Here is a 15,997-nt window from a genome sequence, read left to right as displayed (position 1 = left end):
AGACCGTTAAAACTGCACGTCCAGCGTCACACTGTCGGTGTAGCTCGCCGCCGGCGGTGTGGCCTGGTCGGTGTACACCTTGGCGTTGTAGTTGAACACTTGGCTGCCCGCCCCCGTACCCGCCCCCGGGTTGATATCGGCATCACTGCTCGAACGCCGGGCACCGGTGAGCGAGCCCCAGCGCACCGCACTGGCGCTCTTGAAAATATCGTAGGCCAGGTAGTTGTTGGCCGCCGACTTCATCCTGCGCCGCCCACCCGATGCGTTCAGCCCGTCATCCAGCCCTACCGTATAGCTGGTGCCCTTGGTGCAAATCAGGCTCACGCCCTGGTTCACTGTGGCGAACCCCGACACCACCGGCGCACTGCCGAAACTGATGGTGGGCGTGGTGATCTGGCAGTCGTTGCTCACCGTCAAGGAGACCGTAAGCTGCTGAGAGCCGGAACTGTTGTCTTTGCCAATGCACAACCCGCCGATGCCAATCCCTTCGCAGTAATTCCAGGCCCAGTTGACGGTCAGCGCCTCCTGGTAAAGCCCCGCCGCGACGTTGCTATTGATCTGCGTGCGCATGTAGATCGGCACCGCCTTGGGTGTACCGTTGAGCAACCCGAGCAAGTCAAGAATGCCGTTGCGGGCGAAATCGAAGGCTACGCCACGGGTGATCGGGTAATTGGTGCTGCTGTCGGCATACAGCGTGTAGGGGATGACGTCACCGGTGGGGCCGACCAAACCTCCGGTAGCCGGCAGAATGGTCGCTTTGAAGGTATCGCCACTGCCGAGCACGCTGAGCACCGAGCCGTTGCACTGCAACCCCGAATTGCTGCTGAAGGCGGTCTGTACCGTGCTACGTACCAGGGTCGAGCTGATGGTGCCAAACGCTGCGGGCGAGGTTGGCACCGACAAGCACTTGGCCCACGCCGCACCTGCCGGCAGCAGCAGCGCGCACGCCCACAACCCTTGCTGCCAGGCCTTCATCGGCACACCAATGGGCCGATCAAGGGAACGGAACCTGCGCCTTCAGGCAGGTCGAATTCGACTTGGCACTGCCCTCCGCCCTCCAGCGCCACCTGCAGGCGGTTGTGCGGCGAGAGGTTTTCCAGGTAAACCAACCCATCCCAGCCAACCACCGCCTGGCTGCCGCTTTCCTCGTGAGTCACTCGGCTGCCGAGCTTGATCACCTGCTGGCTAGCGTCCACCAACTCGATACTCGCCGCCAGCACGCGCCTGAGCGGGAACTCCAGCAAGTAGCCGCTGCCACGACGCACCGCCACACGCTGCTCCACTTCGGGTGCCAGGATGTCGGGCGGCAGGTCCATCGGGTCGATCTCATATTTGCCCCGGTAGTAACCGCTGCTGTAAGGCACCAGCAAATGGCCGCTGCTGTCGGTGCGGCCGATCTGCTGGTTCTCGTAGCGCACCGGCACATCGGCATAGCCGTTGGTGCTGACCACCACGAAGGCGTCGTCGATGCGGTTGGCGGCGAACACCCCGGCGTCCATCCAAACCAACGAGCCGCTGGCGTCTGCCCAACGGGTCATCTCGCCACTGCTGCCGTATACACCGGCCTGCAACTGCACGGACTGCAGGCGCCAGGTGACATCGGCCTGGCGATAGGCATCGCGGTTGCCACCGGTGGCATACCCCAGGTTGTACCCGACACCGCCACCCACCGGCACCGCCCGGCTGTAGTTGACCCGTTGCAGGTCCTCGCCTTCCTTACTGCGTTCTGCGCTTAACGCCAGGGTTCCGTTAAGGTCGAACGGCATGACCAGTTGCGCCTGCACGGCCCACTGGCTGTCACCGATTTCGCGGTTGGCAGACAGGTAGATGCTGCTGTTACCCCACAGCGGCTTGCTCCAGCTCAAGTTGATCAACCGCGTGCGCGAAGCGTCTGCGGCGCGTACGTCAAAATAGCCAGCGCCGAGGCTGCCATATTCATTGAGGTTGAGGCTGACGGTGACCTGCTCGCTGCGTTGGCTCAACAGCATGTCCGGGCTGTCGACCCGCGACAGGTCGGCGTAGTCGCCGTGGCGCTGCAGGCGCTGGTAGCTGAAGCCGATGCGCTGGCTGTTGTACTGGTAGCCAAGGGCGACCTGATGGCCCTTCTCGCCGTCGAACTGGCTCTGTGCCAAGGCCGCATTCAGCACCCCGAAGTTGCCCAGGCGCATATTGCCACCCAGGCCGCCCAGTACCAGTGACTCGGCGGTTTCGAGGTGGCTCTCTAGGGTAAAGCTATCGCTGAGGCCGTAGCGCAAGCTCCCCGAGGCGACCCCTGGGCCGTAACTGAAATCGCGCACGGCATAATCGCGGCGCAGGCTACCGGCCGCTACCGAGAAGTCCGACAGGCCCTTTTGCAGCAGGCTGCTGGTGACATAGAACGGCAGCGTGGTCGACACCTGCCGGCCGAGGGCGTCGGTGGTTACCACCACCGCCTCGCCTGCACCGTTGATGAACGGTACGTTGGTCAGGGTGTACGGGCCGGGTTGCAGCTCGGTGGTGCTGGACTTGTAGCCGTTGATGAACAAGTCCAGCGAAGTCGGTACCGCCGCTTCTCCGGCGAATGCGGGCAGCGGGTAGGTCACCAGGTCCGGACGGGCCGCGAAATCGCGCGACAGTTGCAGGCCGCCGACCCGCACCGCGCTGGTCCAGGGCAAGGCACCGGTGACGAAATCACCGGCTTCGTAGCTGAGCAGCCGTTGTTCATCGGTGAAGCGCCAGGTGCTGTCGTAACGCAGGAAGCCCTGGCGCGACTGATCGGCCTGGGCGCCATTGAACGACTGGCGCCACTGGCCGGTACTGGAGAACGTCCCCCAGCTGTCGAACAGGCGCAGTTCGTTCCAGGCTGCCAGGTAGGTGCCACCCTGATCGGTGTCATTCAGGTACAGGTCGTAGTTGAACAAGGCGCCGAAACTGCTGCGCGCATCGCTGGCGGGGTACAGGTTGCGGTCGCCAACCTGTTGGTCCGGCAGCCAGGCCGGCGGCACCTGCAGTAACAGGCGCTGGTTCTGGCTGTCGTAGTCGGCGTGCAGGCCTGGCACGGCATCCAGTGCCACCTCGCCCTGGGGATCGTTCGGCAGGCTGACACCGGCCGCGCGCAGCACATCACTGCCCAGGAACAGCTGCCCGGCCCGTTGCTGCACGGGCACCAGTTCAGCCCTGGGCATCTGGTTCACCAGCAGGTCGAGGTACAGCGTGGCGTCGGCGATGGCGGACATCTCCGTGGGCGGTGGCGGCAGGTCGTCGGCCAGCGCCAGGCAGGGGCCGAACAGGGCCAGCCCCAGGCACCAGCGGCGCGGCGTCGCCGACAGCCATTTCACACACGGTTTCCGACCATTGCCGGGTCCTCCCTGGCCCCTGCCCTTCATTCAGCCGCAGGCTCATTGACCTTGGCGGATGGCATCCGCCACGTTCTGACCATTGACCCGCCCTTTCAGCACACTGCCGGCGCTCGGCGCCAGCGGCGCCGGCCAACGCATGCTGGCACCGGGCAGTACATAGCCCAGCAGGCCTTCGGCCAGCGGTTTGCTCTGGCTGCCTTGCTGCACCACCACATCGGTCAGGCGCGCATGCACCGGGCCGGTGTTGCGCAGCTCGACGTAGGGTTTGCCCTGCACGGTCACTGCGTGCCAGCTCAGTTGCGGCTTGCCCACCCCTTCGGCATTACGTTTGCCTTCAGGGTCGGCTTTGCCCCACAACCCTTCGCCGTAGACGAACAGCGGCACTGAATAGCGCATCTGCAGGCGGATCGCGGCCGTGGCGCCCTGGCTGGCGTTGTCTGCCGGGACTGCTGGTGGGATTTCATCGATGATGATGCGATAGGCCTGTTCCTGGCCGGCGGGCGAACTGCCAGTGCGGGTCAGGCGGATCAACTGTTTTTGCCCCGGGGCGATATTGGCCACGGGCGGGCTGCCAATGATGTCGCGCTGCGCCTGAAACTGCTCCTGGTAATCACCCTGGCGCCAGGCGAACACCCGCACCTGCAGGTTCGCCGGCGCAGTGCCACGGTTTTCCAGCCACAGTGCGCCGGCCTTCTGGTCAGCCTCCAGCACCGGGTCAATCGGCCAGATCAGCACCGAGGTGGCTGCCCCCGCCGGCAGGCTTGCCAGCAGCGATAACCCGATCAAACCACGCGCCCACTTCGCGCCTGCCCACATGCCACTCTCCTTAGACTGCTGTCATGGGTGCTGGCCGTTTCACCAGGTCACCGTCACTTGCACTACATCGGTGTAGGTCCCTGCCGGCAGCGTGCCGGTCAACTGGGTTCTGCCGTACACCGGCAATTTGATTGACGTGGGGTCGGTATAACTGACCGCCACGCTCTGGCCAATGCCGAAGGCTTGGCTGTACGCCGCGTCGCGGTACAACTGGTAGGCCAACACTTGCGTGCCGCCCGTGCGTTTGAGGTTGCGTGTGCCACTGGCGTTGTTCTGGCCGCCGTCCAGGCTCATGTTCAGGGTTACCCCGGGTGTGCACTGAAACGTCACGCTGGCGCCCCCCAGCGAGGTGCTCAGGGTGCCGCTGGCCAGCGCCGACTGGGTGCCGAAGTCGAGCGTCCCGTAGTTGCTCACGCCACCGACCACCAGGCAACCGGCGACAATCTGCGCGTTCACCTGGAACGTGCTGGTGGGCACCGCCCCCAGGGGCGTGGCCAGCAGCACACCGATACCCGTGATGCCACTTGCCAGCCAACCGCGCATGGCTCAGAAGGTCAGCTCGACGGCCACCGTGTCGGTGTACACCCCCGCCGGCAGGCCCGCCTTGCCGCGTGCCTGGCCATACAGGTTGACGGTCTGTGCGACGCCGGTACTGGTCGGCAAGGTGATGGTGGCGTCAATGACCAGAACCTGGGTGCGCCCGGTATCGGTGTAGAAGTCGTAGGGCACGAAGTTGCCGGCGCCATCGGCGAGTGCACGCGTGCCGCCGCTGGACTGGCCATCGTGGCTACCGGCGCGCACGCGGATCGCCGGTATGCTGCCCGCCGAACACAGGATGCTCAGGGCGCTACCCGTGCCGCCAAGGACCTGGGCGTTGGCAGTACCGAACAGGGCGTCCTGGGTGCCGAAGTTGAGGGTACCGAAGTTCAACCCTGAGCTCGCGGAACTGCCATTGACCTGGCAGGCCGCGATCAGTGTCAGCGTCGAGGTGATGTTGCCGGTCACCGAGGCGGCCTGGGCCTGGGAAGCCAAGGCCAAACCGAGGCCGGCGAGGATGCAGCGGGTGAGGTTCGTGCGCATCGGAGTCTCCTTGCGTGGTTACCAGTCCAGGGTCACTCTCAGGGTGTCGCGGTACAGCCCGGCAGGCAGCGCGCGCGGTTGCGCCACTACCACGCCGTAGATCGGAATCGGTATCTGCTGGGTGCTGCTGATGGTGAAGGCGCGGGCCTGGCCGATGCCGTAGCGGCTGTTGCCACCCGGGTCCACCGCCAGTTGATAAGGGATCAGTTCACGGCCGTTGCTCAGGCGCCGTACGCCGTCATTGCCATTCAGGCCGCCGTTGATGCGCACGTTGAAGGCCCTGACCTCGGGCGTGCAACTGATCTGCAAGCTGCCCTCGCCGGCCACTTCGTCGACCCGGCTGCGCAGTGGCTGGTCCCAATTCGGGCCACGTTCACCGAAGTCCATCAGGCCAGGGTTGCCCAGGGTTGCAGGCTGGTCGGTGCCGCTGCTGATCTGGCAGGCCGCACTGATCACCAGCCGCGCCTGGATGAACCCGGCAGTGGTGCCATGGGCCGCGCCACCGGGCAACAGCAGCGGGCCGAGGGTAAGCAGCAGGATCGAGGTGCGGTTCATGGCGTCGCGTCCTTGTGCATGGTGGCGTCCTTACCAGCTGACCGTGATTTTGAGCAGGTCGCCATACAGGCCTGCCCGTGGTACCCAGGCCAGTTTGTCGATACGGGCGTAGAGCGGGAGCTCGATCGAACCGCTGCTCGGCACCCGCGCCGAGTGTGCGACATCGACCGCCAGCGGCTCGCGCCAGGCGGGGTCGCGGTACAAGCGATAAGGAATAGGCCGGGCCTTGCCGTCGTCGTTGGCCAAAAAGCGCAGTTCACCCACGCCACCGTGCTGGCCGCCATCGACCCGCACCTGATAGGGCGTGTCGGGGTTGCATTCCAGGCGTGGCGGCCGCTGGCTGAGCAGTACACCGCTCAAGGGCGCCCCTGGGCCATCGAGCCGCGCGGCACTGCCCAGGTCGATCAGGCCCAGCGCTTGTGCCCCGGCATCTCGCGTCTGGTTGACCAGCATGCAGCCTCGCTGCACCAGGACCCGCACTTCAACGAGAAAGTCCGTCGCTACGGCACTGCCGCTCAACAACAGGCCAAACAACGCGGCCAAAAAGCGTTCCGTCACTTTATAATCCTTATCGCTGTGTGCTGACGCTTTGCATTGAAGCTGTGTACTCATTGGAGCGTAGCAGCGGGGTGGAATAGCAGTGATGGCTTCAAGCCATTTTTTTGTATTAGCGATAAAGCGATAGCGCGCGTTCGAGACCACCGCGAAAAAATCTTCAATGCCACCGAACCCCTCGTCGCACAGTGCCTCCAATGGCCATGAGCCGGCAAATCAGCCGACATTCTGGTACGGTGCATGTCAACCATCGTCCTGCACCAGACACGTGACCGCTGCATGGGCGGGCATGACAGGAGCGTTTTCATTGATAACTGCAGACAACCCCCTCGCCGAGGCCGTAGAGCGCTGTGCCCAGGAGCCGATCCAGGTGCCGGGCAGCATCCAGCCCCACGGGTTTCTGCTGGTGCTGGACGAGACCGACCTGCACATCCTCCAGGCCAGCGAAAACGCCGAGCACTGGCTAGGCTTGCCCGCCAGGGAGCTGCTGGGCTGCGCCTTGGCCGAGCTGGTCGATGACGGCTTCGATATGCGCGCGCACCTTGCGCGTCTGCCCGACGACGAGGCCTTTCCGTTTCATATCGGCGACGTGTGCCTGCGCCCGGGTGCGCCCTGGCGCGACAAGCTGCGCGTGCTGGCCCACCGTCACGACCAGGTGCTGATCGTCGAGTTCGAGCCCGTGCGCTTGCCAGCCGACCTGGCTGAGCAAGGTGATTACTACCCACTGGTGCGCAGCTTCGTCGGCAACCTGCACCTGGCCGCCAGCCTCGAAGACCTGCTGCAACAGTCGGTGGAACAGCTCAAGCGCATCACCGGGTTCGGCCGGGTCAAGGCGTACCGGTTCGACAGCGAAGGCAACGGCCAGGTGCTGGCCGAGGTGGCCGACCCCGGCTACCCCAGCTACCTGGGCCTGTGCTTCCCCGCCTCGGACATCCCGCGCCAGGCGCGCGAACTGTATCGGGTCAACCGCATCCGCGTGATCGAAGACGCCAACTACCAGCCCTCCAAGCTGGTACCCGCTGCCAACCCGCGCACCGGCAAGGCGCTGGACATGAGTTTCGCCGCGCTGCGCAGCGTGTCGCCGGTGCACCTGCAGTACATGCGTAACATGGGCACGCTGGCCTCGATGTCGCTGTCGATCGTGGTCGACGGGCAACTGTGGGGGCTGGTGTCCTGCCACCATGACCAGCCACGCCCCGTGGACCTGCGTACCCGCACCGCCTGTGAGCTGCTGGCCAGCGTGTTGTCGCTGCAGATCGAGTCGCGTGAATCCCACGCCAGCACGCGTACCCTGCTCGACCTGCGCCAGCACATCGTGCGGATGATTTCGTCGATGGCCGATCACGACAGCGTCAGTGAGGGCCTGCGCGACCTGCCCGATGTGCTGCTGGAATTCGCCGGTGCCAGCGGCGCCGCAGTGATCTCCGCCGACCGTTGCGACCTGATCGGCAAGACGCCACCGCAGGCGCAAGTCACCGCGCTGGTGCACTGGTTGGCCCAGCGCGGTGAAGACACGGTCTTCCACAGCGACAACGTACGCCGCGACATCGACGAGCTGCCTGAACTGGCAGACCATGTCGGCGGTGTGCTGGCAGTGGCCATCTCACAAATCCACTCGCATTACCTGCTGTGGTTCCGCCCCGAGCAGGTGCGCACCGTCAACTGGGCCGGGCAGCCAAGCAAGCAGGTCGGCCCGCAAGGCCAGCTCGACCCACGCCACAGCTTTGAACGCTGGCAGGAAGAAGTACGTGGCTTTTGCCAAGCCTGGGACCCGTTGATCGTCGAAGGCGTGGTGGAACTGCGCACTGCCGTGTTGGGCATCGTCCTGCGCAAAGCCGAAGAGCTGGCGCAACTGGCCGGTGAACTGCGCCGCTCGAACAAGGAGCTTGAAGCCTTTTCCTACAGCGTGTCCCACGACCTGCGTGCGCCCTTGCGGCACATTGCTGGGTACACCGAGTTGCTCGGCGAAATCGAAGGCCAGGGCCTGAGCGAGCGCGGCCGGCGTTTTCTGCAGCACATTGGCGAAGCCGCGCAGTTCGCTGGCAGCCTGGTCGACAACCTGCTGAATTTCTCGCAAATGGGCCGCTCGGCCCTGCGCCTGTCGGATGTCGACCTCAATGCCCTGGTCGACGCCATACGCGCCGAGCTGGCACCGGACTACCAGGGCCGCGAAATTGTCTGGGACATCGCCCCCCTGCCCAAGGTGATCGCTGACCCGGCGTTCATCAACCTGGCGCTGCAAAACCTGATTGGCAACGCCATCAAATACACCCGCGGCCGCGACCCTGCGCGCATCGAGATCCGCGCCCAAGAGCACCCAGACGAGGTCGAGGTGTGCATCCGCGATAACGGCGTAGGCTTCGACATGGCCTACGCCAACAAGCTGTTCGGCGTGTTCCAGCGCCTGCACCGCATGGAAGACTTCGAAGGCACCGGGATAGGCCTGGCAAGCGTACGCCGCATCATTGAGCGCCATGACGGCCGTGTCTGGGCCGAAGGCCAGATCGACCAGGGCGCCAGTTTCCATTTCACCCTCCCGCGCCCCGCCGCGACTACATGAGGCCCCTGTACCATCATGCTCAAACCTATCCTGCTGGTAGAAGACAACCCCCGGGACCTGGAGCTGACGCTGCTGGCGCTGGAGCGCAGCCAGTTGGCCAACGAAGTCATCGTGCTGCGTGACGGCGCCGATGCGCTCGACTACCTGTTGCGCCGTAATGCCTATGCCGAACGCGACGGTGGCAACCCCGCCGTGCTGCTGCTGGACCTGAAACTGCCCAAAGTCGATGGCCTGGAAGTGCTCAAGGAAGTTCGCACCACCCCTGACCTGCGCAGCATTCCGACCGTGATGCTAACGTCGTCGCGGGAGGAGCCAGACCTGCTGCGCGCCTACGAACTGGGGGTCAATGCCTACGTGGTCAAGCCCGTGGAATTCAAGGAATTCGTCGCCGCCATCTCCGACCTCGGGGTGTTCTGGGCCGTGCTCAACGAACCGCCACCCGGCTCGCTGCGCCTAAACCGCCGCGGCAGCAACTGAGGCCACCGCGAAGATGCTGCCAACGCCGCTGAAACTCTTGATGGTCGAAGACAGCTCGATGGACGCCGAGCTGACCCTGCTGCGCCTGGAGCGCAGCGGGCTGCACGTTCAGTCGCAGTTGGTGTTCGATCATATCGGCGTCGAACACGCCCTGCGTGAGAGCCACTATGACCTGATCCTTTGCGACTGTGTGCTGCCCGGCTCGTCCGGCACCGACGTGCTGGCCATCGCCCAGCGCCTGGCACCCGACACCCCGTTCATCTTCCTCTCCGGCATCTACGGTGAGGAGCACGCGGTGGAGATGATCCGCCTGGGTGCCACTGACTATGTGCTGAAGAAAAACCTGCCGCTGCTGCCAAAGGCCGTGCGTCGGGCGTTGACCGAAGTGCAGGAACGCCAGCGTCGGCGCCGCGCCGAAGAAGCGCTGGCGGATGTCGAGGCGCGTGCCCGCATCGCCATCGACGCCGCCGGCATGGGCACCTGGGACCTGCGCCCACAGGAAGGCCTGTTGCTGTGGGACGACCGCTGCAAGACCTTGTTCGGGCTGCCCACCAGCACCGAAATGACCCTGGACGTGTTCTTCGCCGGCATCTACCCCGAAGACCTGGCCATGGTTCGCGACGCCGTGCAGCATGCCATGCGCCCCGAGAGCGGCGGCCACTACCGGGTCGAGTTCCGTATCGCGCAACCCCACGGTCTGGAACCCCGCTGGCTGCTCAGCAGCGGCCAGAGCCAGTTCGTCGATGACCAGTGCGTGCGCTTTTCTGGCGTGCTGCAGGACATTCACACCCAGCGCCAGGCCACCCTCGCCCTCAAGCAATTGAACGAGATGCTCGGCGAGCGCGTCGAGCGCCGTACCCGTGAACGCGACCGCGCCTGGGAGCTGTCGCAAGACTTGTTGGCCGTGCTGAACAAAGACCTCACGCCGGTCGCCCTCAACCCAGCCTGGGAAGCCAGCCTGGGCCTGTCGCGCGAGCGCCTGAGCCAGACGTCACTGCTGCACCTGCTGCCTGAGCCCGATCAGGAGCTTTTCCTCACCGAGCTGGCCGCCCTCGCCCACGGCCGTACCAGCGCGCGCTTTGTCGGCCGCATCCTGCATGCCGGCGGCCAGCAGCGCTGGCTGTCCTGGGTAGTGGTACCCGAAGACACCCTGCTGTATGTGGTGGCCCGCGACATCACCAGCGAGCGCGAGTCCGCCCTGGGGCTGGCCGAGGCCAACACCCGCCTGCGTGAACAAATCACCGAACGCGAGCGTATCGAGGCCGCGCTGCAACAGATGCAGCGCCTGGAAGCGGTCGGCCAGCTGACCGCGGGTGTGGCGCACGACTTCAACAACCTGCTGACGGTGATCCTCACCGGTGCCAGCTTCCTTGAACGGGACCTCAACAAGGCCGACTTGGACAAAGCGCGCACCCGCCTCACACACATCCGTGAAGCAGGCGAACGCGGTGCCAAGCTGACCTCGCAGTTGCTGGCCTTCTCCCGGCGCCAGCGCCTGGAGCCCGTGCCGCTGAACCTGAACCGGACGCTGGCCGGTCTTGAAGAACTGCTGCGCCGCACCCTGGGCGGTAACGTGTCGGTGCGCCTGGACCTGGACCCGCACCTGTGGCAGGCACTGACCGACCCGACCCAGACCGAGATGATCATTCTCAACCTGGCGATCAATGCCCGCGACGCCATGCCCGACGGCGGCCAACTGACCCTCTACACCCGCAACACCCACATCGAGGCCCGCCCCCAGCGCCCGGAAGACCCGGACCCTGGCGAGTACGTGATGCTGAGCATCCGCGATACCGGCTGCGGCATGAGCGAAGACGTGCTGGCCAAAGTGTTCGAGCCATTTTTCACCACCAAGGACATCGGCAAGGGGTCGGGGCTTGGCCTGGCCCAGGTGTTTGGCTTCGCCAAGCAGTCGGGCGGCGGCGTGCGCATTGACACCGTGCCCGGGCGCGGCACCCAGGTGGCGGTGTACCTGCCGGCGGTCAAGGGTGAAGCGCAGAGCGAGCCCGTGGTGCCAGAGGCTTCCCAGCCGCTTGGTGACAGTGGCCAAAACCACACCGTTTTGCTGGTGGACGACGACCACCTGGTACGCGACATGCTCGGCGATGTGCTGCGCCAGTACGGCTATCAGGTGCGCCAGGCACACAGTGGCGAACAGGCCCTGGCATTGCTCGACGACAGCATCGACCTGTTGCTGACCGATTTCGCCATGCCCGAATTCAATGGCGCGCAGTTGGCCCTGGCAGCGCGCGTGCGACACCCGCGTTTACCGGTGGTGTTTCTGACGGGGTATGCGGAACTGGAAGGGTTGGAACTGCCCGGTAGCCTGGTGATTCAAAAGCCAGTACAGGCCGAAGAATTGGCGCGGGTGCTGAGTGAATTGCTGCGCGTCTCGGCGTAGCTTTACAGCATCTGTTGTACGCACGCCAACTGTGCCTGCTTTACGCACGCTAACTGTAGGAGCAGCCTTGTGCTGCGAAGAGGCCGGCAGCCGCAGCGGACATTCCCTGACGGTCACTGGCCTCTTCGCAGCACAAGGCTGCTCCTACAGTTTGGCGGGCATGCCAGGACTAAAAACCGGAAACGACAAAACCCAGCGCTTATCTGGCTAAGCACCGGGAAGAAATAATGAGTTGAATCAGAAAATGGCAGGGGCGGCTGGATTCGAACCAACGCATGGCAGGATCAAAACCTGCTGCCTTACCGCTTGGCGACGCCCCTGTATCGAGATGCAGCAAACGCTGCTCTGACAATTCCAACTGAGTGACAACTGGGTTGTTGTCTTGGAATGCGCGGCACTTTAACAACAATCTTTCGGCCTGTGAACCCCCTGATGTAAAAAAAATGCTTTAAAACAGCAAGTTAGTCCCTTCCCTCTGCCAATACCCCCAGCCTGGCAACCATCCGTCGCTTTCCGCCTGCATGGCTTCAACACAATCGCATTTCGCCTTTCCAATCAGATAGGCGCATTCATTGACCAAGGAGGTATCCATGCCTGTCTCACACGACCTTTACCAAGACCTGCACTACCCGCGGGAAATCGTCCAGCAACGTCGCCAGCAAGACAAAGCCCTCGACCGCCTGCTGGACGAGTACATGGACATCGACAACCAGGTGCTGGCCGCCGAATCGATCTCGGCCGGCAACTTCGTCGACGAAGACCTACGCCACCTCAAGGAACGCCGGTTGACAGTGAAGTACATGATCGAGCGCCAGCTGGAGCGTAAAGCCTAAGCGAGCGCACGACCTATCTCGTCAGGCGATCATTGCCCACTGCTTTCTCTATTGGTCAAAATGGCGACCGTCGCGCAAGCTGCGCCCTGCACCGCCATCGACCAAGGAGCTATTGATTTGCCTGCCTGGATCCCTACCCCGCTGCGTCAGCTCGGCCAGCGCCTGCGCGCCAACACTGCCCCTGAAAGCGAACTGCTGGCCTGGTTCGAAGACAAGGCGTGCAGCCGTGGCTACCAGCTCAGCGACGGCCAACGCCGGGTCATCCACAGCATGGCCGAGCAACTGGCGCAGCTGGAACATGGGCAACCGTGCAGCCTGTACCTGCACGGCTCGGTCGGCCGTGGCAAAAGCTGGCTGCTCGACGGGTTTTTCCAGGCCGTGCCGGTACAGGCCAAACGACGCCTGCACTTCCATGATTTTTTTGCCCGCCTGCACCAGGGCATGCACCGCCACCGCGCGCTGGACGACGCACTGGGCGCTACCTTGGACGAGCTGATTGGCCAGTGCCGGGTGTTGTGCTTCGACGAGTTCCATGTGCATGACATCGGCGATGCCATGCTGCTCACTCGGCTGTTCACCGCACTGTTCGAGCGTGGGGTTTTCCTGTTGGTGACGTCGAACTACGCACCTGAAGGCCTGCTGCCCAATCCGCTGTACCACGAACGCTTCCTGCCGGTGATCCGCCTGATCAACGGGCGCATGCAGGTGCTGGAAGTCGGTGGCGACACCGACTTTCGCAGCCTGCCGGCCAACCGCGAGCATCAGCGTTTTACCCAGGGGCACTATGTGTGGCCCGGCACTGCCGAGCAACGCCAGGCGGTGAGCGTACCGGACGCGCAGCCGGCCACATTGGACATCAATAATCGCAGCCTGCGCGTGCTGGCCAGTAACGACCGGCAGGTGATGTTCGCCTTCGACGACCTGTGCGAGCAGCCTACTGCGGTGATCGATTACCTGGCGCTGGCGGCGCAGTACGATGCGTGGGTCATCGATGGGCTGGACGACCTGTCGGAATGTTCGCTGGCAGCGCAGCAGCGGTTCGTCAACCTGGTGGATGTGCTGTATGACCAGGACAAGCAGGTGACAGTGATCGGGCGGCGGCCGCTGGACGAAAGCCTGGGCGGGTCAATTGCCGACCTGATGCGCACCCGCAGCCGCTTGGGGCAGTTGCATCAGGTGGGGCCTGAGCTCTTTGTTGGCTGAACTGGCGCATTCGCGGGACAAGCCCGCTCCCACCGGCATGTCACCGAACCTGAAAGCCGGGGGCTTCCTGTGGGAGCGGGCTTGCCCCGCGAATGGGCCATCAATACCACCGAATCAACCCGCCCGCGGCAGGTCCGCCAACACGGCCTCGATCTCCCCCAGCACCGCCGGGTCATCCAAGGTCGACGGCGGCACATAGTCCTGCCCATCGGCAATCTTGCGCAGCACCGCTCGCAAAATTTTCCCCGACCGGGTCTTGGGCAACCGCTTGACCAATCGCACCCGGTTGAAACACGCCAGCGCACCGATTTCTTCGCGCACACTGCCGACCAAGTCTACCAGCAACTGCGACTCGGCAATGCCCTCGCCGTCTTTCAGCACCACCAGCGCCAGCGGCACCTGACCCTTGATATCGTCATGCACGCCGATCACCGCGCACTCGGCCACCGCCGGGTGACGCGCCACCAGATCCTCCATTTCGCCGGTGGACAGGCGATGCCCAGAGACGTTGATCACGTCGTCCGTGCGCCCCATGATGTAGACGAAGCCGTCATCGTCCAGGTAGCCGCCATCGCCCGTGTGGTAGTAGCCCGGGTAAGTGCGCAGGTACGCTTGCAGGTAGCGCTCGTGATCGCCCCACAGCGTCTGGCTGCACCCAGGCGGCAACGGCAGCGCGATCACAATCGACCCCTGGTGGTTGGGCCCCAGCACATGGCCGTCATCGTCCAGCACACGCACGTGGTAACCCGGCACTGCGCGGTTGCTGGACCCTGCACGTGCCGCGCTGCCCTCCAGCCCAACACAGGGCGCGGTGACCGGCCAGCCGGTCTCGGTTTGCCACCAATGGTCGTGCACAGGTTTGCCAGTGACCCGCTCCAACCATTCGTGGGTGCTTGAATCAAGTTTTTCCCCGGCCAGGAACAACTGGCGCAGCGAGCTCAGGTCGTGCCCTTTGATCCGCTCACCGTCCGGGTCTTCCTTGCGGATGGCGCGCATGGCGGTCGGCGCACAGAACAACGCGTTGACCTTGTATTGCTCGACCACGCGCCAGTAGGCGGAGGCGTCCGGGGTGCGGATCGGCTTGCCTTCATAGAACACCGTGGTGCAGCCGCTCATCAACGGCCCGTAGACGATCAGCGAATGCCCCACCACCCAACCCACGTCAGAAATACCCCACCACACATCGCCCGCCTGCATGCCGTAGATGTGGCGCATGGCATAGCACAGCGCAACCGCGTTGCCGCCGTTTTCACGCACGATGCCCTTGGGCTTTCCGGTGGTGCCGGAGGTGTACATGATGTACAGCGGGTCACCGGCGTCCAGCTCGACAGGGGCCACCGGCCCGGCCGCTGCCAACGCCTGCTGCCAGTCCAGGTCGCGGCCTGGCTGCAAGTGGGCGGTGGCCTGGGGGCGTTGCAGGACCAGCACGTGGCGCGGCTGGTGACGGGCCAATTGCAGGGCACGATCGACCAGCGGCTTGTATTCGATTACCCGGTCGAACTCCAGGCCACAGGACGCCGTCAGCAGCAACGTGGGGCGGGCATCATCGATACGCAAGGCCAGCTCGTTGGCGGCAAAACCGCCGAACACCACCGAATGCACCGCGCCTATCCGCGCGCACGCCAGCATGGCCATGGCCGCCTGCGGCACCATGGGCATGTAGATGATCACCCCATCGCCCTTGCCGACCCCCAGCTGGCGCAGCAAACCGGCCAGGCGTGCCACCTCGTCGCGTAGCTGGCAGTAGGTATACGTCTGTTGAGTACCGGTCACCGGCGAGTCGTAGATCAGCGCCAACTGCTCGCCACGGCCTTGTTCGATCTGATGGTCGAGTGCCAGGTGGCAGCTGTTCAGGCGGCCGTCGGCAAACCAGCGGTGGGTGCCGTCAGGGTTTTCCTGCAGGGTCAGGGAAGGCTTGCGGTGCCAGGCCAGGTGCGCGGCTTGCTCGGCCCAGAAAGCGGCAGGGTCGGCGATGGAATGGGCGTAGCTGTGCTGATAGCTCATGTCTAAGGGAACCCGGTACTTGTTGTTATTGAAGGGCGAAACTTGAGTATGGACCGCCACGCCGGGCGCGCCATGGGACTAAAGTCACAACCGACCTGCAAATTTGCAGACAACACGAATACGCCCCATAACGGTGCAAAGCCTCTAGAATAGGCCGCCCCTTTTAGCCACCGAG

At 64.3% G+C, this 15,997-nt stretch carries 13 protein-coding genes and 1 tRNA gene; 5 read left to right on the top strand and 9 right to left on the bottom strand.

Annotated features, from left to right (window positions below):
- Positions 1-6 precede the first annotated feature (6 nt).
- The 7 genes from LOY53_RS09180 to LOY53_RS09150 all read right to left on the bottom strand — a co-directional run bounded on the left by LOY53_RS09180 (position 7) and on the right by LOY53_RS09150 (position 6,347).
- Positions 7-975 carry a spore coat U domain-containing protein gene (locus tag LOY53_RS09180; RefSeq protein WP_252827319.1) on the bottom strand — a complete coding sequence of 323 codons (969 nt, stop codon included), beginning with the start codon at positions 973-975 and terminating at the stop codon, positions 7-9.
- Positions 972-3,215 (bottom strand): fimbria/pilus outer membrane usher protein, encoded by a 2,244-nt coding sequence (locus LOY53_RS09175; RefSeq protein ID WP_408981371.1) that lies wholly within the window; start codon positions 3,213-3,215, stop codon positions 972-974. Before LOY53_RS09175 ends, LOY53_RS09180 begins: the two co-directional genes overlap by 4 nt.
- A gap of 162 nt (positions 3,216-3,377) precedes the next feature.
- A complete protein-coding gene (locus tag LOY53_RS09170) occupies positions 3,378-4,154 on the bottom strand; it encodes a molecular chaperone (protein ID WP_099429910.1) in 777 nt (258 codons plus the stop codon).
- A 39-nt stretch (positions 4,155-4,193) separates the two neighbouring features.
- The gene (locus LOY53_RS09165; RefSeq protein WP_027593898.1) at positions 4,194-4,697 is read right to left on the bottom strand and encodes a spore coat U domain-containing protein; all 504 of its coding nucleotides are present in this window, start codon (positions 4,695-4,697) and stop codon (positions 4,194-4,196) included.
- Between the two features lie 3 nt (positions 4,698-4,700).
- Positions 4,701-5,234, bottom strand: coding sequence for a spore coat protein U domain-containing protein (locus LOY53_RS09160; protein ID WP_238210683.1), 534 nt, complete (start codon positions 5,232-5,234; stop codon positions 4,701-4,703).
- An 18-nt stretch (positions 5,235-5,252) separates the two neighbouring features.
- On the bottom strand, positions 5,253-5,789 hold the full coding sequence (locus tag LOY53_RS09155; RefSeq protein WP_252827316.1) for a spore coat U domain-containing protein: 537 nt from the start codon (positions 5,787-5,789) through the stop codon (positions 5,253-5,255).
- Positions 5,790-5,819: 30 nt separating this feature from the next.
- The gene (locus tag LOY53_RS09150; protein WP_252827315.1) at positions 5,820-6,347 is read right to left on the bottom strand and encodes a spore coat U domain-containing protein; all 528 of its coding nucleotides are present in this window, start codon (positions 6,345-6,347) and stop codon (positions 5,820-5,822) included.
- A gap of 307 nt (positions 6,348-6,654) precedes the next feature.
- Between LOY53_RS09150 and LOY53_RS09145 the strand changes: the two genes are divergently transcribed.
- Genes LOY53_RS09145 through LOY53_RS09135 form a run of 3 tightly spaced genes read left to right on the top strand, consistent with a single transcriptional unit; the run spans position 6,655 to position 11,782 of the window.
- On the top strand, positions 6,655-8,904 hold the full coding sequence (locus tag LOY53_RS09145) for an ATP-binding protein (RefSeq protein ID WP_252827404.1): 2,250 nt from the start codon (positions 6,655-6,657) through the stop codon (positions 8,902-8,904).
- A gap of 15 nt (positions 8,905-8,919) precedes the next feature.
- Positions 8,920-9,381 carry a response regulator gene (locus LOY53_RS09140; RefSeq protein WP_027593903.1) on the top strand — a complete coding sequence of 154 codons (462 nt, stop codon included), beginning with the start codon at positions 8,920-8,922 and terminating at the stop codon, positions 9,379-9,381.
- A gap of 13 nt (positions 9,382-9,394) precedes the next feature.
- Positions 9,395-11,782: a hybrid sensor histidine kinase/response regulator gene (locus LOY53_RS09135; RefSeq protein ID WP_252827314.1), complete on the top strand. Its 2,388-nt coding sequence runs from the start codon at positions 9,395-9,397 to the stop codon at positions 11,780-11,782.
- A 245-nt stretch (positions 11,783-12,027) separates the two neighbouring features.
- On the opposite strand, the gene LOY53_RS09130 is transcribed toward LOY53_RS09135, so the two are convergent.
- Positions 12,028-12,102: transfer RNA gene (locus tag LOY53_RS09130), tRNA-Gln, on the bottom strand.
- A gap of 270 nt (positions 12,103-12,372) precedes the next feature.
- Here LOY53_RS09130 and LOY53_RS09125 point away from each other — a divergent pair.
- Positions 12,373-12,615 carry a hypothetical protein gene (locus LOY53_RS09125; protein WP_027593905.1) on the top strand — a complete coding sequence of 81 codons (243 nt, stop codon included), beginning with the start codon at positions 12,373-12,375 and terminating at the stop codon, positions 12,613-12,615.
- A 117-nt stretch (positions 12,616-12,732) separates the two neighbouring features.
- Positions 12,733-13,818: a cell division protein ZapE gene (zapE, locus tag LOY53_RS09120; RefSeq protein ID WP_252827313.1), complete on the top strand. Its 1,086-nt coding sequence runs from the start codon at positions 12,733-12,735 to the stop codon at positions 13,816-13,818.
- 114 nt (positions 13,819-13,932) lie between these two features.
- Here zapE and LOY53_RS09115 read toward each other — a convergent pair whose 3' ends face one another.
- Positions 13,933-15,822 (bottom strand): propionyl-CoA synthetase, encoded by a 1,890-nt coding sequence (locus LOY53_RS09115; protein ID WP_258703886.1) that lies wholly within the window; start codon positions 15,820-15,822, stop codon positions 13,933-13,935.
- Positions 15,823-15,997: the final 175 nt, after the last annotated feature.

It is taken from the genome of Pseudomonas sp. B21-031 (assembly GCF_024748985.1).
Taxonomy (GTDB): domain Bacteria; phylum Pseudomonadota; class Gammaproteobacteria; order Pseudomonadales; family Pseudomonadaceae; genus Aquipseudomonas; species Aquipseudomonas kermanshahensis.
Note: the sequence above shows the minus strand (reverse complement) of the source record. Positions and strands in the feature narration are given on the sequence as shown.